General features: G+C 63.3%; 23 protein-coding genes. 9 read left to right on the top strand and 14 right to left on the bottom strand.

Features of this window, described 5'->3' with window-relative positions:
- Window positions 1-165: 165 nt before the first annotated feature.
- From BM315_RS15010 to BM315_RS14990, 5 genes are all read right to left on the bottom strand, one after another.
- The gene (locus BM315_RS15010) at window positions 166-2,310 is read right to left on the bottom strand and encodes a 3'-5' exonuclease (protein ID WP_090502383.1); all 2,145 of its coding nucleotides are present in this window, start codon (window positions 2,308-2,310) and stop codon (window positions 166-168) included.
- 3 nt (window positions 2,311-2,313) lie between these two features.
- Window positions 2,314-2,685: a response regulator transcription factor gene (locus BM315_RS15005; RefSeq protein ID WP_090502381.1), complete on the bottom strand. Its 372-nt coding sequence runs from the start codon at window positions 2,683-2,685 to the stop codon at window positions 2,314-2,316.
- Window positions 2,682-5,456: a sensor histidine kinase gene (locus tag BM315_RS15000; protein WP_090502380.1), complete on the bottom strand. Its 2,775-nt coding sequence runs from the start codon at window positions 5,454-5,456 to the stop codon at window positions 2,682-2,684. Before BM315_RS15000 ends, BM315_RS15005 begins: the two co-directional genes overlap by 4 nt.
- Window positions 5,457-5,469: 13 nt before the next feature.
- Entirely contained in the window at window positions 5,470-5,670 is a 201-nt protein-coding gene (locus BM315_RS14995) for a hypothetical protein (protein WP_090502378.1), read from the bottom strand.
- 184 nt (window positions 5,671-5,854) lie between these two features.
- Complete coding sequence (locus tag BM315_RS14990; RefSeq protein WP_090502376.1) at window positions 5,855-6,736, bottom strand: ChaN family lipoprotein; 882 nt, start codon at window positions 6,734-6,736, stop codon at window positions 5,855-5,857.
- Window positions 6,737-6,898: 162 nt separating this feature from the next.
- Between BM315_RS14990 and BM315_RS14985 the strand changes: the two genes are divergently transcribed.
- Entirely contained in the window at window positions 6,899-7,216 is a 318-nt protein-coding gene (locus BM315_RS14985) for a Rieske (2Fe-2S) protein (protein WP_090502374.1), read from the top strand.
- Between the two features lie 227 nt (window positions 7,217-7,443).
- Here the strand turns inward: BM315_RS14985 and sfsA are convergent, their stop codons facing one another.
- Together sfsA and BM315_RS14975 are read right to left on the bottom strand one after the other, a co-directional pair.
- Window positions 7,444-8,151, bottom strand: coding sequence for a DNA/RNA nuclease SfsA (gene sfsA, locus BM315_RS14980; RefSeq protein WP_090502372.1), 708 nt, complete (start codon window positions 8,149-8,151; stop codon window positions 7,444-7,446).
- On the bottom strand, window positions 8,141-9,322 hold the full coding sequence (locus BM315_RS14975; protein ID WP_090502370.1) for a pyridoxal phosphate-dependent aminotransferase: 1,182 nt from the start codon (window positions 9,320-9,322) through the stop codon (window positions 8,141-8,143). The genes sfsA and BM315_RS14975 overlap by 11 nt, the downstream gene beginning before the upstream one ends.
- 197 nt (window positions 9,323-9,519) lie before the next feature.
- On the opposite strand from BM315_RS14975, the gene dksA reads away from it, so the two are divergent.
- Both dksA and gluQRS read left to right on the top strand, forming a co-directional pair.
- On the top strand, window positions 9,520-9,963 hold the full coding sequence (dksA, locus tag BM315_RS14970) for an RNA polymerase-binding protein DksA (RefSeq protein ID WP_090502368.1): 444 nt from the start codon (window positions 9,520-9,522) through the stop codon (window positions 9,961-9,963).
- Window positions 9,964-10,090: 127 nt separating this feature from the next.
- A complete protein-coding gene (gene gluQRS / locus BM315_RS14965) occupies window positions 10,091-10,978 on the top strand; it encodes a tRNA glutamyl-Q(34) synthetase GluQRS (RefSeq protein WP_090502366.1) in 888 nt (295 codons plus the stop codon).
- 85 nt (window positions 10,979-11,063) lie between these two features.
- On the opposite strand, the gene BM315_RS14960 is transcribed toward gluQRS, so the two are convergent.
- Window positions 11,064-11,261: a hypothetical protein gene (locus BM315_RS14960; protein WP_090502365.1), complete on the bottom strand. Its 198-nt coding sequence runs from the start codon at window positions 11,259-11,261 to the stop codon at window positions 11,064-11,066.
- A 122-nt stretch (window positions 11,262-11,383) separates the two neighbouring features.
- Between BM315_RS14960 and BM315_RS14955 the strand changes: the two genes are divergently transcribed.
- From BM315_RS14955 to BM315_RS14930, 6 genes are all read left to right on the top strand, one after another.
- Window positions 11,384-11,914, top strand: coding sequence for a hypothetical protein (locus BM315_RS14955; RefSeq protein WP_090502363.1), 531 nt, complete (start codon window positions 11,384-11,386; stop codon window positions 11,912-11,914).
- Window positions 11,915-12,206: 292 nt separating this feature from the next.
- Window positions 12,207-13,226, top strand: coding sequence for a L,D-transpeptidase family protein (locus BM315_RS14950; protein WP_212632963.1), 1,020 nt, complete (start codon window positions 12,207-12,209; stop codon window positions 13,224-13,226).
- A gap of 12 nt (window positions 13,227-13,238) precedes the next feature.
- Window positions 13,239-14,066 carry a M23 family metallopeptidase gene (locus BM315_RS14945; RefSeq protein ID WP_090502361.1) on the top strand — a complete coding sequence of 276 codons (828 nt, stop codon included), beginning with the start codon at window positions 13,239-13,241 and terminating at the stop codon, window positions 14,064-14,066.
- A gap of 824 nt (window positions 14,067-14,890) precedes the next feature.
- Complete coding sequence (locus BM315_RS24325) at window positions 14,891-15,484, top strand: hypothetical protein (RefSeq protein WP_141123952.1); 594 nt, start codon at window positions 14,891-14,893, stop codon at window positions 15,482-15,484.
- A gap of 451 nt (window positions 15,485-15,935) precedes the next feature.
- Window positions 15,936-16,886: an FRG domain-containing protein gene (locus tag BM315_RS14935; protein ID WP_170862228.1), complete on the top strand. Its 951-nt coding sequence runs from the start codon at window positions 15,936-15,938 to the stop codon at window positions 16,884-16,886.
- Window positions 16,887-16,981: 95 nt separating this feature from the next.
- Window positions 16,982-17,320, top strand: coding sequence for a TfoX/Sxy family protein (locus BM315_RS14930; protein WP_090502355.1), 339 nt, complete (start codon window positions 16,982-16,984; stop codon window positions 17,318-17,320).
- A 97-nt stretch (window positions 17,321-17,417) separates the two neighbouring features.
- On the opposite strand, the gene BM315_RS14925 is transcribed toward BM315_RS14930, so the two are convergent.
- The 6 genes from BM315_RS14925 to BM315_RS14900 form a co-directional block, all read right to left on the bottom strand.
- A complete protein-coding gene (locus BM315_RS14925) occupies window positions 17,418-18,587 on the bottom strand; it encodes an iron-containing alcohol dehydrogenase (protein ID WP_090502353.1) in 1,170 nt (389 codons plus the stop codon).
- A gap of 8 nt (window positions 18,588-18,595) precedes the next feature.
- Complete coding sequence (locus tag BM315_RS14920) at window positions 18,596-19,984, bottom strand: aldehyde dehydrogenase family protein (protein ID WP_090502351.1); 1,389 nt, start codon at window positions 19,982-19,984, stop codon at window positions 18,596-18,598.
- Window positions 19,985-20,271: 287 nt separating this feature from the next.
- The gene (locus BM315_RS14915; RefSeq protein ID WP_090502349.1) at window positions 20,272-21,645 is read right to left on the bottom strand and encodes a glutamine synthetase family protein; all 1,374 of its coding nucleotides are present in this window, start codon (window positions 21,643-21,645) and stop codon (window positions 20,272-20,274) included.
- A gap of 316 nt (window positions 21,646-21,961) precedes the next feature.
- On the bottom strand, window positions 21,962-23,017 hold the full coding sequence (gene dctP / locus BM315_RS14910) for a TRAP transporter substrate-binding protein DctP (protein WP_090502347.1): 1,056 nt from the start codon (window positions 23,015-23,017) through the stop codon (window positions 21,962-21,964).
- A 198-nt stretch (window positions 23,018-23,215) separates the two neighbouring features.
- Window positions 23,216-24,541 (bottom strand): TRAP transporter large permease, encoded by a 1,326-nt coding sequence (locus tag BM315_RS14905; protein ID WP_090502345.1) that lies wholly within the window; start codon window positions 24,539-24,541, stop codon window positions 23,216-23,218.
- Window positions 24,541-25,047, bottom strand: a complete 507-nt coding sequence (locus BM315_RS14900) for a TRAP transporter small permease subunit (protein WP_090502343.1) — start codon at window positions 25,045-25,047, stop codon at window positions 24,541-24,543. The genes BM315_RS14905 and BM315_RS14900 overlap by 1 nt, the downstream gene beginning before the upstream one ends.
- Window positions 25,048-25,102 lie beyond the last annotated feature (55 nt).

Raw genomic sequence — 25,102 nt, 5'->3', positions numbered from 1 at the left:
ATACGCATCGTAGAAGCGGGGGGACGCCCAGTTGCCATGCCCGCGAACAGCGGTCGCGGCCATGGGCCGCTCCTACAGTGCCGACTTCATACAACAGTTGACAGGCACATAGCCGAAAAATTGGGAGTCACTGAGCTCAGCCAGCGTGGCCCGGCCCGGCCTACGTCAATACTCGAGCTTGGCGTAGAGCGTCTTGCGCGACGCCTCGCGCGCCTGCTTGAGGGTGTGGATGCCACGCTCGGCCAGCAAGGGGATCAGCTTGAGGAACACCTCGCCCGTGACCATGGCATCGCCCAGCGCGGTATGCCGGCCGACCACATGCACCCCGAGGCGTGCGGCGATCTGCTCCAGTCGATGTTCGTCGGCGGCATGCCCCGGGTGCACCAGGGCGGACAGCAGCAGGGTATCGAGTACCGGCTGGATGAAACGGATACCGGTCTGCGCCTCCTTCAGTTGCAGGAAGCGCATGTCGAAGGCGGCGTTGTGGGCCACCAGCACCGTATCCTCGGCAAAGCGCTGGAACAACGGCAGCACCTCGCCGATGCTCGGCTGCCCCGCCAGCATCTGCGGCGTGAGGCCGTGCACCTGCTGCGATTCGCGCGGGATCGGCCGGTGCGGATCGATCAGTTGCTCGAAGCACTCCTGCATCAGCAGACGGCCGTTGACGACGCGTACCGCGCCGATCGAGATGATTTCATCGCCCTCCGAAGGCGACAGCCCGGTGGTTTCGGTGTCGAACACGGTGTAGGCCAATTCGCGCAGCGGCAGTTCGTCGAGTTCCGGAGTCTGCCCCGCCTGGCTGAACAGGTCGAAGTCGTAATACACCGGCCGCCCCTGAACCCTGGCGGGTAGCGGCGCCTGTGCTTGCGGCTGGCTCACCGGCAACTGCAGATACAGGCGATTGTCAGCGGCGAGGGCATCGGCCTGGCACCAGAGTTCGCCGCCGTGCCGCTCGAGCACCTCCTTGAGGGTGGACGCCGCGGCATCCTCTTCGGCCACCGGACTGCACGAACGCTGCTCCCACTCGTGCAACTGCTGAGGATCGAGCGGCGCACCGCTCCAGCGCAGGGCCAGACGCACGAAGCGGCCTTCGACGGTCAGCTCGAACGTCACCTCGCGAATGCCCAAGGTGGCAGCCATGGCGCCCATCAACTGGGTCAACGCCTGCACCAGGGAGTAGCTGTCCAGACTCAGCCAGAGCGATTCGTCGCCGCCCGGATAATGGGCGACCACACCAAGGGTGGCGGCAAAATTACGCTGCAGGGCCAGCAGCAGGTCGGTCGCCAGCATGTCCTCCAGCGGCCACTGCGGACGCAGCAGATCGGCATGCTGGCTCAGCGTCTGCTCGAGGTGCAGGGAAAGCCGCTGCGCCTCGTCGCTGATCACCTTGCCGAAACGCTGGCGGCGCTCGGCATCCATCTGCGGGTATTGCTCCATGGTTTCCGCGGCCGCGCGAATGTTGCCCAGAGCCGCCCGGGTGCCCTCGGTCAGTTGCTGCAACAGCGCATCGCGGCGGCTGTTGAGCTCGACCGAACGGGTGATGTCATCGAGGATCAGGACGAAACCTATCAGCTCGCCATGCTGATCCAGCACCGGCGCCATCTGTGCCCGCAGCAGATGGGCGCCGCGCGCCGTGACGAAATGCGCCACCGGGCTGGGGTTGTCCTGTTGCAGATGCTGCCTGACCCGTTCCAGCGCATGCACGATCAGGCGCTGGTCGAGAATACCGAAGATCGAGCGGCCCAAGCCGACCGGTGCACCGGCTGGGCCAGCGGCGTCCGGTTCGAGCAATAGGCTGGCGCTGCTGTTGTAGAGCAGGATGCGGCCCTCGCGATTGCACACCAGCACGCTTTGTTCGAGTTCCGACATCAGCGCGGCCAGGCGGTTCTTCTCCTGTTCGAGACGCGCATTGGCCTCCTCGACGCGCACCGCCACCTCGCGCTGCAGTGCGCAATGCGCCTCGGCAAAGGCATTCAGGGCGGCGCCCAGCCGGCGCATGTCGCGGCTGCCGGTGAGGGCCACGCGGTGCGCGGGGTTGACCCGGTGGATGATGCCGATCTCCTCGCTCAGGCGGATCACCACCTCCGGGTAGGCCGCCAGCCACAGGCGCAGGAGCACGCCGAACGGGATCAGCAGCAAGCCGGAGAGCACCACCAGCAGCGCGCCACGCCCGGCCAGCAAGGCGAGCACGGCGGTACGCTCCTGACCGTTCAGGTCAGCCCACAACAACCCGCCGGCGAGCGCCAGCAAACTGCCGAGCAACAGACTGAGAATGGCCAGCCAGAAGGCGAAACGCAGACGTGGACTCATCGGCTATTCGACCGCCAGCTGCGCGCCGATCTGCGCCAGCAGCTCCTGGGTCGAGAACGGCTTGGTGATGTAGGCATTGGCCCCCAGCGCCAGGCCCTTGCTGACCTCGACCTCGCGGCCCTTGGCCGTCAGCATGACCACGCGCATGTGCTGCCACTGCGGATTCTCGCGGATCTTCTGGCACACGTCGAAACCGCTCAGGCGCGGCAGCATCACATCGAGCAGCACCAGGTCGGGCGGTTGTCGCTCAATGGCCTCCAGCGCTTCCTGACCGTCGTGCGCCACCAGCACCCGATAGCCGGCCTGTTCGAGCAGAAACTCCAGCGAGATGACGATGTTCGGTTCGTCATCGGCGATTAATACGGTCTTGCTCATACTCCATACTCCGTCTCGCGGCCCGCGTCTGTCGCGGCCGCATTCGCCTGCCCCAGGGGCAGGGTAAAGGAAAAGGTCGCGCCCTGTCCGCGCGCACTCTGCACCCACAGCCGGCCGCCGAAGTGCTCGACGATCTGCCGGCTGATCGGCAGCCCCAGGCCGGTGCCCTGGGGCTTCTCGGTGAGGTTGTCGCCGGCCTGGCGGAACTTCTCGAAGATGGTCTGCTGATCGGCCGGGCCGATGCCGCAACCGTTGTCACGCACGTCCACCCGCAACGCCTGCGGCAGCACCTGCACGGCGATGCCGATACGCCCCGCCTCGCGGTCGCAGAACTTCACCGCATTGGAGATCAGGTTGAGCAGCACCTGCAGCAGGCGGTCGCGGTCGGCCAGCACCGGCGGAATCTGCGCCGGCAGTTCGAGGCGCAATTCCACGCCCTGCTCCTGCAGCAGCTGGCTGGTGGTGGCCAGGGCATCCTCGATCACCTCCCTCAGGTCGAGCTCGGTGGTGTGCCATTCGGCACGTCCCGACTCGAGCTTGGCCAGATCCAGCACCTGATTGATCATCCGCGTCAGGCGCTCGCTCTCCTTGACGATGATGGCGACGAAACGCGCGCGCTGCGCCGGGTCCAGCTCGGGGTTGTCGTTGAGAATCTCGGAGAAGGCACGGATCGAGGTCAGCGGCGTGCGCAGTTCGTGGGTCACGGTGGAGATGAAGTCATCCTTCAGCCGGTCGAGTTCCTGCAGCCGCGCATTGGCCGCGCGCAGATCCCTGGTGGCCGCTTCCAGCTCGTGCGACTGCTGCTCCAGACGGCGGCTGTAGGCGATCACCTGCGAGGCTTCGTCGAGGATGCCGAGCACCTCGTCCATGCCCAGCGGCTCCTCCTGCACCACCGAGGCCAGCATCACCCGCGCCGAGGCGGTGCCAATCGCGCCCGCCAGTTGCTGCTCGGCGAAATGCACCAGATCGGCATCCGGCACCAGCTCGGCAGTCGACGTCAGGCCGCGCTGCGCGGCGTAGCCGGCGAAGGCCTCGGCGGCCCGCGCCGGACCGAGGAAGCGCCCGACCAGGGCGATCACCTCGGTCACCGAGGCGCTGCCGCGCCACAGGCTGGAGCCGCGCCCGGCGACCTTGAAGGCATCGACGAACAGCAGCGCCTGGGCATGCTCGCGGCTACTCTGCCGGCCGAACAGCGACACCCCGACATAGGCGCCGAGGTTGGCCAGCAGGCTCCAGAACAGCGAATGGCCGATCTCGTCCAGCCCCGCCAGGCCGAACAGCGCCAGCGGTTTGAGCCAGGCGATGGCCAGCGGCCCCTGCTCGATGAAACTCAGCGGCAGCCAGCCCGACTTGGCGAACGCCGGCAGCAACAGGGTATAGAGCCACAACAGAAAACCCAGCGACAGGCCACTCAGGGCGCCGGCGCGGGTGCCCTGCTTCCAGTACATGCCGCCGAGCATCGCCGGGGCGAACTGTGCCACCGCGGCGAACGATACCAGGCCGATCGAGACCAGCGCATAGGCCTCGCCCGCCGCGCGGTAATAGACATAGCCGAGCAGCATCAGCAGCAGGATGGCGCCGCGGCGAATTCCCAACAGCAAGCCCGAGAGATCCGCGCGCTGCGCCAGGCCGAAGGCCTTCCAGCGCAGCAGCAGCGGCATCGCCAGGTCGTTGCAGATCATCGTCGACAGCGCGATGGTCTCGACGATGACCATGCCGGTGGCGGCCGACAGCCCGCCGACGAACACCAGCAGCGCCAACCACTCCTGGCGCAGGGCCATGGGCAGGGTGAGGACGAAGGTATCGGCATCCACAGTACCGGCGGGGAAATGCATCAGGCCGGCGAAGGTGATCGGCAGGACGAAGATATTGATCGCCAGCAGGTACAGCGGAAACAGCCAGATCGCCTTGGCCACATGGTTCTCGTTGACGTTCTCGACCACGCTGATCTGGAACTGGCGCGGCAGGAACAGGATCGACAGCATCGACAGAAAGATCAGCGAGACCCAGGAGCCATAGGTCCCGGCCGGGCCGCCGAGGGTCAGTAGCTGGTCGACATCGGGCAAGCGCGCGGCCTGCTCGAAGACGTCGGCGAAGCCATGGTAGAGGCCGAAGGTGACGTACAGGCCGACCGCCAGAAACGCCAGCAGCTTGACCAGCGACTCGAAGGCGATAGCCGCCACCATGCCTTCGTGACGCTCGGTCGCGTCGAGGTGGCGGGTGCCGAACAGGATGGTGAAGATCGCCAGCAGCAGCGCCACATAGAGCGCGGTGTCCTGCAGCGGACCGAGCGCCTCGCCCTGGTTCGGCATGCGGATCGCCGGGTACTGCCAGAGGATCAGAAAGCTGCTGGACACCGCCTTGAGCTGCAGGGCGATATAGGGGATCACGCCGACCACCGCGATCAGCGTGACCAGGCCGCCGAGCAGCGCGCTCTTGCCGTAGCGCGCGGCGATGAAATCGGCGATCGAGGTGATGCGATTGGCCTTGCTGATGCGGATCATCTTGCGCAGCACCAGCCAGAACAGCGCCGCCATCAGGGTCGGGCCGAGGTAGATCGGCAGGAAGCCGACGCCGCTGGCCGCCGCCCGACCAACGCTGCCGTAGAAGGTCCAGGAGGTGGCGTAGACCGCCAGCGACAGGGCATAGATATACGGATTGGCGATGATCGAGCGGCCGGCATCGGCACGCTTGTCGCCCCAGTAGGCGATGGCGAAGAGAATGCCCAGGTAGGCACAGGAGGTCAGCAGGATCAGGCCACCGAGCGGCATGGGCGGCGCCTCCTCATCGGTTCGAGTACTCGACGATCAGGATCATCGCCACGATCAGCAGCGCCCAGGCGCCGAACAGATAGGCGAACAGCAACGGAATACCGAACACCTCGCCGCCGCTATCGAATAGCGCCAGCAAGGGATAGCTGAACAGCAGGCAGCCGAGCATGAACACGGCCACCAGCCGCTGTGCCCGCAGTGTGCGATTGGCCATAGCCCCTACCTCCTGGGGCTAAGTGTGGCCGATTATTCGCCCCGCGCACTGCGCGACCATGGTAGGGGGCATGCATTGACGCAGTGGATGCGCTGGCGTGTCGGGAGCCTGCCGGTTCGTGGAAAAGGCCATGTCCCGGTTAAGGGTTTTGTCAGAAGGGCATGGCCCGTAGAAAATCCAGCTGCTAGCCGGCGAAATCGGCGCAGTAGTCGCGCTCCGCCAACGCCGGGGTGTACCAGACGTAATCGGCGGCGGCCGCCTCAACCGGACGACCCACCTCGGCCAATATCAGCACCCGAGTGGCGGCTTTATCACCCAGATCCGTCAGGTGCAACGGCACACCGAGATCGCGCCGCACGTGAAAGGTGCCCGCGAACAGCAGGCTTGGCTGTGGCGCGGCCTGCAGTGCCGTGGCCATGCGCCGGTCACGCTGCTGCTGCACGGAAAGCATGGCCGGCAGCTTGCTCTTCGGCAGTTTGCCGCAATGGGAGATGCCGATCTGCGCCAGCAAGGGCTCCTGCACCAGCGCCGCCGTGGACAGTGCACCGCTCAACGCCGGGCGCTTGCGATAGACCTGCAGCACTTGCGCGTGATCCAGATTGGCGGCCAGCAGCGGATACGGTTGGGCAAGCGCATGCTGCACAATCGGCCCGTACAGCGTCCAGGGCCAGCCCGCTTGCCAGGCCAGTGCCGCGGGCAGATCGGCGACCGGCTGCCCCTCGGCCACACGTGCGCGCAGCGCATCGACCCGGCCCTGTTGCTCTGGCGTGAGCATTTCCAGCAGTAGGCTGCCCTGTGCGCGTTGCGCCTCCAGTGCCTGCAGCAACCAGAGCTGCAGGGCGTGATGGTCGGGATTGTCATGCGTCTCGCCGACCAGCACGCGCGGTACTGAAGCCAGCTGCTCGACCAGTTGCTGCGGACTCAGGCGCTGCCCCGTGCGCAGATCGACGATCTGTCCCAGCTCGGCATGCTCGCGCCTCTCGGGGCTTTGCCAGGCGGGCAGCGGCGGCAGGGAGGCCTGGCAGCCGGACAGCAGAATGGCGAGGAATACTAGCAGCGGACGCATACGGGAATCCTTGGTGCTTTTAGAGGGCTATGCAAAGAGTAGCAGCGCGGCACTGGCGAGTCCCTTTCGGGGCGAGATCCGCCCCGCGCAGAAGGCCCGCACGCCTGTCACTTGGCAGTGTTCGACAGATGGGGATAATGGCCGCCTGTTTTGGAGATGCCAATGATGCGTTTATGCGCCCCGCACGAGCTGGCCGAAGGTCAGAGCCGGGGCTTCGTGATTGAGAACGAAAAACTGTTCGCCGTACGCAAGGATGGCCAGGTGTTCGCCTACCGCAACCGCTGCCCGCACAAGGGCATCAGCCTGGAATGGCTGCCGGACCAGTTCCTCGACCACAGTGCCAGCCTGATCCAGTGCGCCACCCACGGCGCGCTATTTCTCATCGACTCGGGCGAATGCGTCGCCGGACCCTGTTCAGGACAATCGCTCGACGCCTTGGCCTGCACGGAAAACCGCGAAGGGATCTGGGTCGAAGTGTAACCCGGGTGCAATCCGAAAAGGCCCCGACTGCCGCGTCCCACGCCATAACCTTAGACGCCGGTGCGCACGGCGCACCCTACGGTGAATAACCGCAAAGTCGTAGCCCGGCGGCAATCCGGGAAGGCACCGACACCGCGTAGGGTGTGCGGGGCCGCCTAGGCTGCGCGCACCAATAAAAACCCACGCCACGGCCTCGGACGCCGGTGCGCACGGCGCACCTTACGAATCTACAGCTGCACCTCGAGCCGGCGCACCAGGCGGATCTCCTCTGGGCCGATCTGCGCGCCATAGGCCAACACCTCGACCCCGGCGCTCACCGCCTCGCGCAACGCCACAGCATAGGCCGGATCGATCTCCCCGGCCGGGCGCACCGCATCGATCTCGGTCAGATTGACGCAGTACAGCTGCACCGCACGAATCCCCTCACGCGCCAGCGTCGCCAGTTCGCGCAGGTGTTTGGCCCCGCGTTCGGTGCGCGCATCGGGGAAAGCCGCGACCCGGCTGTCGACAAAGCCCAGGGTCACACTCTTGACCTCGACGAAGGCGGCGCCGTGCGGATAGTCCAGGCGAAAATCGATGCGGCTGCGCTCCTGGCCATAGGCCACTTCACGCTTCAAGGCGCTGAAGCCGGCCAGTTCGCTGATCAGTCCGCCACGCAGCGCCTCTTCGACCAGGCCGTTGGCCCGTGCGGTATTGATCACCGCCAGGCGACCGTGCGGGGTTTCGCCGATTTCCCAGGTGCCCGGCAGCTTGCGCCTGGGATCATTGGAGCGGCTGAACCAGACCCGCGCGCCTTCGCTCATGCAGTTGAGCATCGAGCCGGTGTTCGGGCAGTGGATGGTCAGCAGTTCGCCGCCAGCGGTTTCGATATCGGCCAGGAAGCGCTTGTAGCGACGCAGCAGCCGGCCCTGCTCCAGCGCGGGTTCAAAGCGCATCGGCGCGCCAGCTTTTCAGGCCACGGGCAATCCGCTCGACCGCCTGTTGCAGACGCGGCAGATCCTGGGTGTAAGCGAAACGCACATGCTGGCTGGCCTGGTGCCGACCGAAATCCAGGCCCGGGGTGAAGGCCACATGTTCGGTCTCCAGGAAATGCTGGCAGAAGGCGAAAGCGTCGCCACCAAAGGCGCCGATGTCGGCATATAGATAGAAGGCGCCTTCGGGCTCAACGGCAATCTTGAAGCCCAGCTCGCGCAACGCCGGCAGCAGGAAGTCTCGACGACGGGCGAATTCGTGCCGGCGCTGCTCGAGAATCTCCAGGGTCGGCGCCTCGAAACAGGCCAGCGCGGCATGCTGGGCCATGCTCGGCGCGCTGATATAGAGGTTCTGCGCCAGCTTCTCCAGGTCCGCCACCGCCGCCTGCGGCGCCACCAGCCAGCCCAGGCGCCAGCCGGTCATGCCGAAGTATTTGGAGAAGCTGTTGAGCACGAAGGCCTCATCGTCCACTTCCAGCACGCTGCTGGCCTCCACGCCATAGGTCAGGCCGTGATAGATCTCGTCGACCACCAGGTGGCCGCCGCGCTCTTTCAGCGCCCGGGACAGCCCGCCCAGCTCCGCGCCGGACAACAGCGTGCCGGTCGGGTTGGCCGGCGAGGCCACCAGCGCGCCGACGCTGTCCTGGTCCCAATGCCGGGCGATCAGCTCCGGAGTCAGTTGATAGCGCACCTCGGCGCCGACAGGCACGAGCTGCGCGGCCCCTTCGACCAGGCGCAGGAAATGCCGGTTGCACGGGTAGCCCGGATCGGCCAGCAGCCAGTGCTTGCCCGGGTCGACCAACAGACTGGTGGCCAATAACAGCGCCCCGGAGCCACCCGGGGTAATCAAAATCCGCTCAGGGTCTATGCTCAGTCGATAGCGCTGGGCGTAGAAGCCGGCAATCGCCTCACGCAGGGCCGGTATCCCGCGCGCCGCGGTGTAACGGGTATGCCCGGCGGCCAGGGCGGCCTGGCCGGCGGCGACGATAGGCGCGGCGGTGGTGAAGTCCGGCTCGCCGATCTCCAGATGAATGACATCGTGGCCGGCGGCCTGCAACTGGTTGGCGCGAGCGAGCAAGGCCATGACGTGGAAGGGTTCGATGGCGCGACTGCGCGCACTGTAGGACGGGGCCATGGACCTGCCTTGAATAGAGGTTGAGGCGCGGATTCTACCCAAGGCTTGGGCGAAACGGCAGCAACCACGACAACCGGGAGTGGCGCGGCTTGAGTTGTTCTGGTAAGTTCGCCCGCTTGTAGCCGCAGGGCCGGTTGCTGACCGGCAATGGACACCATCCTGCGCAGTGGAATTGAGAGAGTGAGAGGCGGTCATCCATGCCCACCAAAGCAAAAGCAAAAAGCAGTCAACTGATTCGTGGCTTCGAACCCTATCAAGAAACCAAGGGCGAGGAGTACATGGGTGAGCCGATGCGCGCCCACTTCTCCGGCATCCTCAACAAATGGAAGCTGGAATTGATGCAGGAAGTCGACCGGACCGTGCATCACATGCAGGACGACGCGGCCAACTTCCCCGACCCGGCGGATCGCGCCAGCCAGGAAGAAGAGTTCAGCCTGGAACTGCGTGCTCGTGATCGTGAGCGCAAGCTGATCAAGAAGATCGACGAAACGCTGCAACTGATCGAGGACAACGATTACGGCTGGTGCGACTCCTGCGGCGTCGAGATCGGCATCCGCCGCCTGGAAGCCCGCCCCACCGCCACCTTGTGCATCGATTGCAAGACCCTGGCGGAAATCAAGGAAAAACAGATCGGATCCTGATCTGACCCACGGGGCGCTGCGGCGCCCCGTGTTGTTTCTGCTCCTGTGCTATCCCGGCCGCCCCCCTGTGGCGACCCGCGTCTGCGATTGTTCTCACCTCCGCGCATAAGCCTCTATAGTCGCCCATATGAACGCTCCCGCTTATATCGGCCGCTTCGCCCCCACCCCCAGTGGTTACCTGCATTTCGGCTCATTGGTCGCGGCGCTGGCCTCCTATCTCGATGCCCGTGCGGTCGGCGGCCGCTGGCTGCTGCGCATGGAAGACCTCGACCCGCCGCGTGAAGCCCCCGGCGCCCAGGACGCAATCATCAGCACCCTGGCCAGCTACGGCCTGGAATGGGACGGCCAACTGGTGCGCCAGAGCGACCGCCACGCCGAGTACGCCGCCCTGGTCAAGCGCCTGCTGCAGCAGGGTCTGGCCTACGCCTGCACCTGCTCGCGCAAGCAGCTGGAAGGCTACCAGGGCATCTATCCCGGCACCTGCCGCGATGCCGGGCATGCCACCCGCAACGCCGCGATCCGCCTGCGCGTGCCGGATCTGAGCTACGGTTTTATCGACCGGGTGCAAGGCGAATACCGCCAGCACCTCGGCCGCGAGGTCGGCGATTTCGTCATTCGCCGCCGCGACGGGCTGTACGCCTACCAACTGGCGGTGGTGCTCGACGATGCCTGGCAGGGCGTCACCGACGTGGTGCGCGGCGCCGACCTGCTCGACTCCACCCCGCGCCAGCTTTATCTGCAGGAACTGCTCGGCTTCGCCCAGCCGCGCTACCTGCATGTACCGCTGATCATCCAGCCGGACGGCCACAAACTGGGCAAATCCTACCGCTCGCCGCCGCTACCGGCCGACCGGGCCGCGCCGCTGCTGGTCCGCGCATTGCACGCCCTGGGCCAGGCCGTACCCGCCGAACTCGCCGCGGCGCGCCCCAAGGAGCTGCTGAGCTGGGCCGTGAGCCACTGGGACGTCGGCCGCATCCCGCGCAGCCGTACCCTGGCCGAAACGCAACTACGCTGACGCCGCGACACTCGCCCTACCGCCCCACAACAACTCGTGACCGATGCGAATCGCCGGGCACTGCGTGCCAACCGTGGGAGGGGCTTCAGCCGCGAAAAATCCTCGACGCACCCGTATCGCCGCCCGCCCCCTCCCACTGGTTACGGGCGCCTCCAAACGCGTCGACATGGCCAGGCAAACCCAGCTCCTCGATACCGCCCCCGGATTGCATGCGGGCCACGGGGATTGTGTAGGAGCGGGCCATGCCCGCGATGCCTTTGGCAGGCATGGCCTTTTCGGCCATGGGCTAGGCGCCCCCGCCGCGCCTACACCCTGCGAGGTTTGTACATGACATTGCGCGCGCCGAAACCACGCATTTCCCTTATCCTTGCGCCCACTATTCAACTGCCCCACAGGAGCGTACCGATGAAAGCCCAGCTCGAAGAATTGATCAGCAAGATAAGCTCGGGCTGCATGCTGGCCGAAGACGTCGCGCGCATCGCCGACGAGGCGGCCCAGGCCTACGCCGACCCGCAGGCCTTCCTCGCCGCCAACCCGGACATCAACTACGACGACAGCTTCCCGATCCCGCTCGGCGAGTGGGTGGTGATCGGCAGCCTGCCGGATACCGTGCTGTTCCAGGCCGACAGCTACGACCAGTTGTTCCAGCAGATCGTCGACTCCTTCGGCCAGCAAGTCAGCTTCGTGCTCAAGCCCAAGCAACTGGTCAAGGTCGAACCGCTCAAGGCGCTCAACCGCATCCAGGTGCAACTCGGCAGCCTGTCGCCGGAAACCGGCGGTTATGTCCTGGTGGATTTCAGTGAAGCGCTGGATGACGAACTGCAAGCCGTGCTGGTCTACCGCAACGACCTCGCGCGGGTGCTGGAACTGGCGGTGGAAATCGGCATCTACGCCGCACCGGCCTATGAAGCGCTGAAAGCCGCCCAGGCCGAGTAGGCGGCGCCGCGGCCACTATCGCCGCGCGAACGGACCGCCAGGAACTCCTCCCCGCCGGCCCGATCAAATTCCCTGTGAACACCTCGCTCGATCACCTCACGCCGCCAGGCGTGGGGGATGACAGGGGTTTGACCAGCAGGCGGGCGTTTTGCCCAGATTATCCCGCCTGTGAGTGCCATAACTGTGCATTAATGGCACGTCGATTCCTTATGACCTACAACCCGCCAAAGGTGTGTCGAGCCTGCTCGAACACGCTGGAGTTCGCCCTGTTTGTTCGCTCGAGGATCGCATCTTGAACAGCAAAACCATGTTCACCTGCGCCGTCATGCTGGCCCTTCAGGCAGCGGCCGCGCCATTCGCACTCGCTACCGCCACGCCGCTCACCCCCGAAGACGGCGCCGCGGCGCCGCTATTCACCGCCGAGATCGCCAACGACGCCAGCCTGCGCGGCGAGGTCGGCCCCAAGCAGCGCAACGTCGCGGTGCTGCGCGCACAGATCCTGCTCGATCGCGCGCGCTTCTATCCGGGCGAGGTCGACGCCAGTTTCGGCTCGAACACCCGCATCGCCATCAGCGGCTTCCAGAAAAACAACGGCCTGCCCGCCAGCGGCGTCATGGACGAAGCCACCTGGGTGGCACTCAACGCCGACATCGAGCCGGTGCTGGTGAGCTATACCATCACCGAGGCCGACGTTGCCGGTCCCTTCCAGCAGATTCCAGCCGACATGATGGAGAAGGCCAAGCTTGCGACCCTGGGTTATGCCAACCCGGAGGAAGCGCTCGGCGAGAAATTCCACACCGGCCCCACGCTGCTGGCACAACTGAATCCGGGCAAGGATCTGGGCCGCGCCGGCGAATCGATCGTCGTGCCCAACCTCGCCTCGGCAGCGCCCCTGGCCAAGGCCGCACGCGTGGTGGTCGACAAGTCCGACTCGACCGTCACCCTCTTCGATGCCGCCGATGCAATCATCGCGCAGTTCCCCGCCTCCACCGGTAGCGCACGCGATCCGCTGCCACTCGGCGAGTGGAAGATCCTCGGCGTGGCGCGAAATCCGGAGTTCAAGTACAACCCCCAGCTGTTCTGGGACGCCAACCCCGCCCACGCCAAGGCAACCATCCCGCCCGGCCCGAACAACCCCGTCGGCGTCGCCTGGGTCGCCTTGTCCAAGCCGCATTACGGCATCCACGGCACGCCTGAGCCATCGAAGATCGGCAAGACCCAATCCCACGGCTGCATCCGCCTCACCAACTGGAACGTCGCGGCAATGGGACACGCAGTCAAGCCCGGGCTGCCCGCCCTTTTGCAAGAGTAAGCAGACGCCGCCATGAAGAGCATTCTGATAGTGGCAGCAGGCGCCCTCCTCGGCGCCGCGAGCCTGTTCTATTTCCTGCAGAACGAGCAGAACAACGTCGCCACGACGAGCCTGGAGGCCATCACGCTGTCCGCCCCCGTGGCTGGCGAACCCGTGCAGGATGCGCCGGCAACTGGCACGCCTCCTGCGCCGGAACCGCTTGCCCCGCTGGCCGCAACGGTACTGGAGCCGGTTGCGAGCGCAGTCACCAGCAGCCTGACCCGCACCAGCGCAGCCGCAGCGCCGCCAGCCGAGACCCAGGCCGAAAATCCGAGCACACCTGAACCGACCGCGCCCGAACCAGTCGCGGCCACCCCGGCGCCCGAGGACAACGCCGTTACGCCGACGCCGATCGAGCCCTTGCCGCTGCACCCCGGCGCGCTGCTGATTCCCGTGACCGGCATAACCGCCGCGCAACTGCACGACACCTTCGACGACAAGCGCGGCAGCGAGCGCAGCCATGAGGCGCTCGACATCATGGCGCCACTGCAGACGCCGGTGGTCGCGGTCGACGACGGCAAGGTGGTGAAACTCTTCAACAGCGTGCCCGGCGGCCTCACCGTCTACCAATACGATGCGAGCGGAACCTTCGCCTACTACTACGCGCACCTAGACAGCTACGCCGCCGACCTGGAGGAAGGCCAGGAGCTCAAGCGCGGCGACCCGATCGGCTACGTCGGCGCCACCGGCAACGCGAACGCGCTGGCACCGCACCTGCATTTCGCCATTTTCCTGCTCGGCCCCGAGAAGCAATGGTGGAAAGGCACCGCGATCAACCCCTACCCCTTGTTCCAACGCTGAGTTCGACGCCACATCGCCCAGTACGGGAGGAATGGCAATTAGCCATAAAAACACTTGTGGCGGCGCAGAACCTTCGGGTAGGTTCAGCCCATGCAATGAAGCACCCCGCAGGCTGGACGCCGGTTATTTTCCTTCCTGTTAGCGAGCTGCAGACATTCAGTGCCCCGGCTGATGGTAAACGTGCTCAGATTGGCCCTGAAGCGGGCATGAGCAAAGAGCTGCGGTCGCGTGCAGTGATGAGCCGGATAGCCAAGCCGATGGAGCGCTCGATCGTGGTGCATAACACCCTTACACCACCATCGACCCAGCGGAGGCCTCGGAATAGAGGGGCAGAGGGAAAAGGCGAGGAATGTTATCAGTCACGCCCGTAAAAACGTTATTGCATCAGTTGGTGTTTATTTATAGTTAAGCCATATAACAGAGGAAATAATGTAAATAATGTATGCGCTCCTAATATATGGATTTCCATTGACCCTACTCGGATTTGAATGGGGTCTTCGGACTATGTTATCAGTTGACTCCACAGGTTTCGCAGGGCCGACACTTGCTGCTGCGGGATTGTCTTTTTTGATGCCCCTGATTAAGCCCAAGCAAAAGACTATCCCAGGCTACGAAGACGTCATAACGATATCAAGAGCAGAAGCCACCTTTATGCCTTTTTTATGGCTATTTGTTTTCGCTTTTCTTTTCTGCTGGACATGGTCCTGCTATATGTCTTTAAAATCCCCAGCAGATAAAACCTTAGGATTTGACAGCCATCTGGTAATAGGCGGATCCCTGTATAGCATCAGTCTAATACTGACTGCAATTAAGGAAAAAGTGTGATGGATGAACTTCTTGCTCTAATTACTGCCGGAGCGCTGATTCCAGCAATTTCACTTCTAGTTAAAAAACTTATTATTGATAATGCTTTCAAAGCTTTAGAAAATGAAATATCAATCAAAGACAAAGACGGGAAAGAATTTAAGTTTGTCGTTAACTCAAATGCCACTAGCAACGAGATTAGGGATATTTTCGAGTCGGAGTTAAAATTTGAATCATCAGTAAAAAAGAGCCTTGAAAACTTCATCAATACCCACAAAAAGAATAATCTTCATCTTTCTCATGGGAAAAACTTAGATTTCCTGCTGCGTCACAATGACCGAAGAATTGGCATTGAAGCAAAGTCAAATGCTAATAAGTTTAAGGCAAAGTGGATTTTAAACTATTTCAAAGAAAATAATGAAATTGACGAGTTAATAATGATAATTGACTCAAAAATCCCAGAGACACTTCTAAAGGAAGTCAATAATTTTGATAAAGGTAAAAAAATTAAATTCATATCTTCACCAGGAGGGAGGGGGCTGTCAAAATCTATAAATAATGTTTTAGAGGCAGACCTAGGGATTAACAAGACATTACATCGGACAAGCCGCTGAATGCGGGGTTAGGCGCTAACCTCTACCAACTTCTAAACGGAGCGTGTATATGGCAAACATCGAAAAACCGAAGTGCCCACACTGTGGCACCTCAGATTATGTCGTCCTCGTTAGTACCGGAGAGACCGTAGGAACCGTCGTTGGCGCGGGTGCTGGCGCAGTAGCGGGTTACGGAGGCGCGGCCGGCGGCGCCGCTGCGGGTGCAGCAATTGGCTCTATCGTTCCAGGGATTGGCACGTTGGTCGGGGGGCTTGCTGGCGGGATTTTGGGTGCTCTTACAGGCGCTGCAGCCGGAGGCACTGTTGGGAATAAGGTTGGGGAGCAAATAGACAAATCAAGACGGTTGTTCAAATGCAACAAGTGCTCATCAGAATTTTCAGGGTAAATCGGCACGTCGTCTAATCAATCGTTGCAGCGAATGTTAGACGACCAAGCATTTAGAGATTTGAGTATGAATATTGCGGAGTTCTGGAGACCTTTTGAGGTTAGAGTTAGCTCTTTTGACGAACTAGTCGAAATCATTAATCAAGTAATGAATAAAGCAATGAACAGCCAGATAAGGTTTGCTTGGCGAGGACAGGTGGATGCTGACTGGGCTCTCCATAGTTCTTTATACAGAAGATTAAATATAACCAAAGGGAAAGTTTTGGTAGAAGAAGACCTAGCCAAAGAAGAAGGAAGCATCCTTGCAGAGTTGCACCGATGGGGTCTTCATTCATCATCCCACACCGGAAGGCTCTCGATTCTGAATCAGCTTGCCATGCTCCAGCACTATGGGTCACCCACAAGACTCATCGACATAACTTTTAATGCTTGGGTCGGCGTTTGGTTTGCGATAGAAGAAAAGTGGAGTAATGGAACCCTAGTCAATGAAGACAAGGATGCAAGACTTTTTGCATTTGATGTAACTGATAGATTAATTAATGAAAACGATCAATTTCGAAAATGGGAGGACGACTTCAGTCGCCCATGGAAACCTGGGCGAGATGACGCACTGGATCCAAAAGAATGGGCAACCTCTGTATTTGCTTGGACACCTTCTAATTTAGATGCGCGAATAGCCGCCCAAAATGGTGGTTTCTTATTTGGCGGCGTGCCTTCTACCAATCGGCCAGACCGTAAGAAATTTCAATTCCCAAAATCGCCAAACTACAAAGACGGCTGGTGGAAAATCGAAGAAGGCAGAACGGCATGCTGCCTTGCAGCACGACCACATGTTTTTGAACCAAAAAATAGAAAGGGCGCCAATAGCGGTGCCTTGTACACCTTTAGAATTGATGCGGCAGCAAAGAAAAACATTCGACAACGGCTAGACAAGATGTTTGGGTACAGGCATTCGACTATCTATCCTGATTACTCTGGATTTTCTACTTTTGGGACGCCACATATAAAAAGCTACTAACAATAAATCGGGCAATGAATCGAGGTCAAATGAATCGGGATCAGGCCACGAATTACCCCTGAATTACCTCTGAACATGCGCATTAGGAGCCACTCATGCCATACGACGAAGGCCTGGCAGAACGACTGAGAGAAACACTTCAAGGGCATCCCGGAATCAACGAGAGAAAGATGTTTGGCGGCTTGGCCTTCATGTCCCGGGACTATATGTTTGTCGGGATTCTGGGCGATGTGCTTATGGCACGCGTGGGGCCTGAGGGCTACGCCCAGGCACTATCCCTGCCGCACGTTCGCGAGATGGATTTCACCGGCAAGCCCATGAAGGGTTATGTCTTTGTCGATCCGCCCGGTTTCGAAAGCGATGCGGACCTTTGGGCATGGGTCGATAGATGCCATAGGTTCGTGCAGGCCCTGCCGCCCAAGCAGGCGAAATAGCGACGCCCCGCCTGCTCTGACGCCCGGCAAAGAGTCGCTGCCGACGACTACTTTCAGGCGCAGCGCCCTGCCCCGCCTGGTGAGCCGTCCCCCCGCCCTACAACTCCCCGCGCAAGGCCTTGCCGAACAACTGGCTGTACTCGCTCGCACTGAAACCGATCGGATTGGTCCCCGCCGAGGGATCGACCTCGGCCATCTGTCCGACCTGCTCGATACGCGTGTCGTCGATGCCGATTTCGGCCAGGCTGTGGGGGATGCCGACTTCGTTGCGCAGGTGCAGCACCCAGTCGAGCACGCCGGTGAAGCCCGGTTTGGCCAGGTTGAGGTAGCGCGCGAGGCGTTCCATCTGTGGTTCGATGCGGGGGCGGTTGGCCTGCAGCACGTAGGGCATCAGCACCGCGTTGAGCAGGCCGTGGTGGGCGTCGTAGAGGGCGCCGAGGGGATGGGCCAGGGCGTGCATGGCGCCGAGGCCGCGCTGGAAGGCAGTGGCGCCCATGCTCGAGGCCACCAGCATGTGCAGACGCGCCTCGACATCGCTGCCCTTGGCCACCGCGCGCGGCAGGTAGTGCTGGACCAGGCGCATGCCTTCCAGGGCAATGCCTTCGGCCATGGGGTGGAACAGCGGCGAGCAGTAGGCTTCGAGGCTGTGCGACAGAGCGTCCATGCCGGTGGCGGCGGTGATCTTGGGCGGCAGGCCGATGCTCAGTTGCGGGTCGAGGATGACCAGGGCCGGGAGCATCCGCGGGTGGAAGATGATGCGCTTGATGTGCTCGGCGTCGTCAGTGATCACCGAGGCGCGACCGACTTCCGAGCCGGTGCCGGCGGTGGTCGGCACCGCCACCACCGGCGCCATGCCGGCGACGTCGACGCGGTTGCAATTGTCACCGACGTCTTCGAAGTCCCACAGCGGGCGGTTCTGGCCGACCATCAGGGCGATGGCCTTGCCGGCGTCCAGCGCCGAGCCGCCGCCGAAGGCGATCACCCCGTCGTGACCGCCGGCCTTGAAGGCGGCGACGCCGTCCATCACGTTGTGCCCGGTGGGGTTGCCCTTGATCGCCGAGAACAGCCCGGCCTTGAGGCCATCGTCGCGGCACTGCAGCAGGGCGTGGTCGATCAGCGACAGGGCCGCCAGCCCGGGGTCGGTGACCAGCAGCGGCGCGCTCATGCCGAGGGCTCGGCAGGCTTGCGGCAGTTCGCTGATGCGCCCGGCACCGACGCGGATCGAGGTCGGGTAGTTCCAGTTCATGCGGTATTGATTCAGGTCCATGGCGCGCCTCACAGCTGGGTCTTGAAGTGGAAGGATTTAGCCCGGGTCAGGTGCTCGTAGCCGAGGCTCGACAGGCTGCAGCCGCGCCCGGAGTTTTTCACCCCGGTCCAGGCCAGAGCCGGGTCGAGGTAGTCGCAACGGTTGAGGAAGACGGTGCCGGCCTCGACCCGCTCGGCCAGGGCCAGGGCGGCGGCTTCGTCGTTACTGAAGATGGCGGCGGTGAGGCCGAATGGGCTGTCGTTCATCAGCGCCAGCGCCTCCTCGTCATCCTTGACCTTCTGGATGCCGACCACCGGGCCGAAGGACTCTTCGGTCATCACCCGCATGCCGTGGTAGACGCCGGTCAGCACCTGGGGCGCCAGGTAGGCGGAGCCGGGTCGATCGAGGGCGAAGCGCGCCGGGTCGATATGGGCGACCGCGCCCTGGGCCACGGCCTCGTTGATCTGCCGGCGGACGAAATCCGCCGCCTCGGCGCGCACCAGCGGGCCGAGGGTGGTTTCCGGGTCGTCGGAGCGGCCCAGTTTGTAGTGTTTCACCAGCGCCACCGCCTGTTCGACGAAGGCCTCGAACAGCGACTCATGCACGTAGATACGCTCGATGCCGCAACAGGATTGCCCGGAGTTGAAGAAGGCGCCGTCGATTGTGGTGGCCACCGCGTGGGCGAGGTCGGCGTCGGCGCGCACGTAGGCTGGGTCCTTGCCGCCCAGCTCCAGGCCGACGCTGATAAAGCGCCCCGCCGCCGCCCGCTCGACCATGGCACCGCCCGCCACCGAGCCGGTGAAGGACACATGCTGGATCGCCGGGGCCTGGATCAATTGCTCGGTATCGGCGTGGCTGAGGTGCAGGTACTGGAACACTCCGTCGGGCAGACCGGCCTCGGCGAAGGCCGCAACCATGCGCTCGGCGCACAGCGGGGTCTGCGCCGAGTGCTTGAGCAGCACCGCGTTGCCGGCCAGCAGCGCCGGCATCACGGCGTTCACCGCGGTCAGGTAGGGATAGTTCCAGGGCGCGATGACCAGGGCCACGCCGAGCGGTTCACGGCGGATGAAACGGGTGAAGCCGGGTTTGTCCGGCAAGCGGATGTCGGCCAGGGCGCTCTCGGCGATATCGGCCATGTGGCTGGCGCGCTCGACGAAGCCGCGGATCTCGCCGGCGGCGTAGCGGATCGGCCGCCCCATCATCCAGCACAGTTCCTCGGCGAGCTGCTCTTCCCGGGCGGCGAAGGCGGCGATGGCCTGGCGGCCGATGGCCACGCGCTCGGCCAGCGGGGTGTGCTTCCAGGCCTGCTGCGCCCGCTCGGCCTTGGCCAGGGCGGCCTTTATTTCACTGGCCGAAGCCAGGTCACGCTCAACATACAGCGAACCGTCGATGGGGGATATGCATTGCAGTTTGCTCATTGCTCACTCCGTAGGATGCTGTTCCGTTGACACGTAGCCGGGATGCACGGCACCGCCCGGGCTTGGGTTTCGTAGGAGCGGCGGGGGCGCCTAGCCGGGGGCGCCTAGCCCATGCCCGCGATAGGCCATACCTGCAAAAGCATCGCGGGCATGGCCCGCTCCTACGCAATTACCGAGAACTGTTCCATTCACCCCATGGCCCGGATGCAATCCGGGCCATGGGTTTCGGGGGGTTCCGCGAGGCGTTGCGCATAAATACGGGATCTGCCCACAGGATTACCGATCATTCAGATGATTTCGAAGTAGCGATCCAGCTCCCAGTCGCTGACGTGCCGCCGGTATTCACGTTCCTCCCATTCGCGGCTGGCGGCGAAATGCTCGACGAACGGATCGCCGAACAACTCGCGGGCCGCGGTGGAGGCTTTCAGGCGCTGCGCCGCATCCCACAGGGTGCGCGGCAAGGCCAGCTCCTCGGGGTGCTTGACCGCATAGGCGTTGCCGACCACCGGCTCGCTCGGCTGCCACTGCTGCATCACGCCGTACAGGCCGGAGCCGATGGCCACGGCGAGGGTCAGGTAGGGATTGCCGTCCGCCGCGCCGAGGCGATATTCCAGGCGCTGCGACTTGTCGCTGCCGGGGATCACGCGCAGCGCCGCGGTACGGTTTTCCACGCCCCAGGTGGCGTCGGTCGGCGCCCAGAAGCCGGGGATCAGCCGGCGGTAGCTGTTCAGGGTCGGCGCCACCATGCACAGGAATTCGGGCATCAGGCGCTGCTGGCCGGCGAGGAACTGGCGCTGGATCAGGCTCATGCCGTGCGCCTGGCTCGGGTCGTGGAAGGCCGACTTGCCACTGGCGCGGTCGCGCAGGGAGACGTGGATATGCCCGCTCTGCCCCGGGTACTTGCCCGACCATTTGGCCATGAAGGTGGCCATCAGGCCGTTGCGCTGGGCCAGCACCTTCATGAAGGTCTTGAACAGCGCACCCTTGTCCCCCGCGGCTTCGGCATGGTCATAGGCGATGGCGGCCTCGATCACCCCGGGGCCGGTCTCGGTGTGCAGGCCTTCGATGGGGAAGTCCATGCGCTCGGCCAGTTCGAGAATCTCGTGGTACAGCTCGGCGTGCACCGAGTTGCGGATGGTCGAGTAGCCGAACCAGTCGGGAGTGAACGGTTTGAGGTTGCGATAACCCTTCTCCCGCGCCGACTCGGGGGTTTCATCGAACATGAAGAATTCGTACTCGAGCGCCGCGAAGGGATCGAAGCCCATCGACTGGCAACGCTCGATCACCCGCCGCAGGGTGGCGCGCGGGCAAACCGTTTCCGCCGCCTCGGCAAACTCGCAGATAAACAGCAGCATGCCGTTCTCGAAGGGAATCTCGCGACAGGTGTGCGGCAGCACGCGCACCGGCGCGTCCGGGTAGCCGGTGTGCCAGCCGGTATAGCTGGCGTTGTCGTAGAGCTGATCCTTGACGTCCCAGCCGAGCACCACGTCGCAGAAGGCGAAGCCGCTGTCGAGGGCGGAGAGGAACTTGCTGCGGCTCAGGTACTTGCCGCGCATCACCCCGTCGTTGTCGAACACCCCGACCTTGACGTGACTGAGGCCACGCTCCTCGACGATGCGCCTGGCGTCCTCGCTGGTTTTTACGTCCCGCGGATTGAGCATATGCACCCCTGTTGTTTGTTATGGCTCTGTTGCTGTTGCCTGTTGGCTCCGTAGCGCCGGTCATGCCTGCGATTCGCGGCCTGACCCGATATTTCGCGGCCATGGGACTGGGCGTCCCCAGCTAGGCGCCCCCAGCTAGGCGCCCCCGCCGGCCCTACAGAACCGGGGGCATGGCGCGGGCACGCGTCGCCCCTGCCGACGTGGGTCCGGGAACCTGCCGCTGGCTTGAGGCCCGAGCAACTTCGGCGAAATCGACCCAGGGCCACGGCGCGGACCCGCAGCCGTGGCATGGGCACGCCGGCCTGCCCCCTCTCCGTCAGGAGTAGCGATAGGGCGGGCCGGCCTTGGCCATCAGGGCGTTGTACTTCTTGAAGATCTCCACCACCTTGGCCGTACGCGGGCTGGTCTTGGCGATCTCGTCCCAGAACTTCTGCGCCTCGGCCTCGACCGTGGCCCACTCAGCGTCGGGGATGGTGGTCAGCTGCAGCTTGCCGCCCTCGACCCGCAACTGCGCCTCGCCACCCCAGTACCAGTGCTGGCGGTAGTAGTGGGAGCTGTCCATGCACAGTTTGAACAGGGTCTTGAGGTGCTCGGGCACTTCGGCCCACTTGTCCGAGTTGGCGAAGTAGGAGCCGATCCAGGCGCCGGAGATGTTGTTGGTGAGGAAGTACTTGGTGACGTTGGCCCAGCCGACGGTGTAGTCCTCGGTGATGCCCGACCAGGTGATGCCGTCCAGTTCGCCGGTCTGCACCGCCACCTCGACGTCTTCCCAGGGCAGGGTCACCGGGATCACGCCGAAACGGGAGAGGAACTTGCCGGCGGTGGGGAAGGTGAAGATGCGCTTGCCCTTGAGATCGGCCAGACTCCTGATCGGCTCGACCGTGGCGAAATGGCAGGGGTCCCAGGCGCCGGCGCCGAGCCAGGTAACGCCCTTGACCTCGCCGTAGGCCTCCTCCCAGATCTGCCGCAGGCCGTACTTCTCGAACAGCACCGGCACGTCCAGGCTGTAGCGGGTGGCAAAGGGGAAGTAGCCGCCGAACACCGAGACGTCCACCGGCGCGGCGATCGAGTCGTCGTCGCTCTGCACCGCGTCGATGGTGCCGCGCTGCATGGCGCGGAACAGTTCGCCGGTCGGCACCAGTTGGTCGGCGTAATACAGCTGGATCTCCATCTGGCCGTTGGCCGCCTGGTTGAAGGCATCGATGGAGGGTTTGATCACGTGCTCGCCGAGGGCCGGACCGGCATAGGTCTGCAGGCGCCAGGTGATTTTCTTCGGTTCCTGGGCATAGATGTGCGCCGAGCCCAGGGCCGTGGCGCCCACCGCACCGGTGGTGACCGCCGCGGTCTTGAGGAAGCTGCGTCTCGTACTCATGCTGTTATCTCCAATAGTGTCGATTCAGATGTCATGCATCCAACAGAAGCCTGCCGGACTTGGTCCGACAGGCTTTTCGCACCACTGCGACCCGGCCAGGTCGGTGCAGCGTTTTCAGGTGGGCAACTCGATCCTCATGGGTGGCTGGGTAGTTCTGCGATCCAATCGTCATGTACTGCCGTTCCTGAATTCTTGGGTTCAACGTGCGTAGTGCCACTGCGGCAGCCACAGGGCGATCTGCGGAAACACCATCACCAGCACCAGGGCCAGAAGCATGACCAGCACGAAGGGCGTGACCGAGACGTAGATGTCGCGCAGCGACACCTCCGGCGGCGCCATGGCGCGCATGAGGAACAGGTTGTAGCCGAAGGGCGGGGTCATGTAGGCGATCTGGCAGGTGATGGTGTAGAGCACGCCGTACCAGATCAGGTCGAAACCGAGGGCGCCGACCAGCGGCACATAGAGCGGCGCGACTATCACCAGCATGGCGGTGTCGTCGAGGAACATGCCCATCAAGATGAACGACAGCTGCATCATGATCAGGATCTGCCAGGGGCCCAGGTCCAGGCGGTCGACGAAGAAGGTCTCGATGGCCCTGACCGCGCCGAGGCCGTCGAACACCGCGCCGAAGCACAGGGCGGCGAGGATGATCCACATGAACATGCAGCTGATGCCCAGGGTCTTGCGCAGGGTTTCCTCGAACACCCTGGCGTTCAGCCGGCGCTTGACCAGGGCCACCAGGGTGGCGGCCGTGGCGCCCACCGCCGAGCTTTCCACCAGGCTGGTGATGCCCATCAGGAACAGGCCGGTCATGGAGAAGAAGATGAACAAGGGCGCGATGCCGGCCTTGAGCAGGCGCAGTTTCTCGCTCCAGTTGATCTGCTGGCGCTCCTCCTCGGGCAGGGCCGGCCCGAGCGCAGGGTTCAGGCGGCAACGGATGACGATGTAGAGGACGAACAGGGTCGCCATCATCAGCCCGGGAAAGACCCCGGCCAGCCACAGTTGGCCCACCGGCTGGCGGGCGATCATGCCGTACAGCACCAGCACCACGCTGGGCGGGATGAGGATGCCCAGCGAACTGCCGGCCTGGATCACCCCGGTGACCATGATCTTGTCGTAGCCACGCCGGAGCAACTCGGGCAGGGCGATGCTGGCGCCGATCGCCATGCCGGCGACGCTCAGGCCGTTCATCGCCGAGATTGCCACCATCAGGGCGATGGTACCGATGGCCAGGCCGCCATGCAGCGGCCCCATCCAGACGTGGAACATGCGGTAGAGGTCTTCGGCCAAGCCGGACTCGGAGAGCATGTAGCCCATGTAGACGAACAACGGCAGGGTCAGCAGCGGGTACCACTTCATCAGCTTCATGGCCGCACTGAAGGCGACCTCCGAGCCGCCATCACCCCACAGCCACAGGGCCGCGGCCACCGCGACGAAGCCGATGGCACCGAACACCCGCTTACCGGTGAGCAGCAGCAACATCATGGTGGAGAACATCAGCAGCGCGATGAGTTCGTAACTCATTACAGCGTCTCCCCGCGTGCGCTGGCGAGGTCCTTGAAGAAGGTGGCGATCGCCTGCAGCAGCATCAAGGCGACGCCGACGGTCATGATGATCTTGATCGGCGCCATGGGCGGCGACCAGGACGAGTAGCTGGTCTCGCCATACTCGAGGGCATAGAGCGTCGAGGAAACGCCGCCGTAGAGGAGAAAGACCAGGTAGAAAATCAGGAAGCCGATGGTGAGCGCATCCATGGTCGCACTGGTGCGTGGCGACCAGCGGCTATAGAACAGGTCCATGCGCACATGGGCATCCAGTTGCATGGAATAGCCACCGCCCAGCAGGAAGTAGGCGACCATCAGGAACTGGGCGGTTTCCAGGGTCCAGAGCGCCGGATCGGCGAAGGTCTTGCTGATGGAGGAATAGAGCAGAACGCCAATCATGGCGAAGATCAGGTACATGGCGAAGCGACCGATGACCCGGTTCATCGCGTCCACCGCTCGCACGAACCCCCGTATGACCTTAGGCATGCAACAGACCCACGAAATATTGGCTATTCCGAAACTCTAGTTGAACATTGGATAA

This window comes from Pseudomonas borbori (assembly GCF_900115555.1).
Taxonomy (GTDB): domain Bacteria; phylum Pseudomonadota; class Gammaproteobacteria; order Pseudomonadales; family Pseudomonadaceae; genus Aquipseudomonas; species Aquipseudomonas borbori.
The sequence above is the reverse complement of the archived record's forward strand: the minus strand, read 5'-3'. Positions and strand labels throughout refer to the sequence as shown.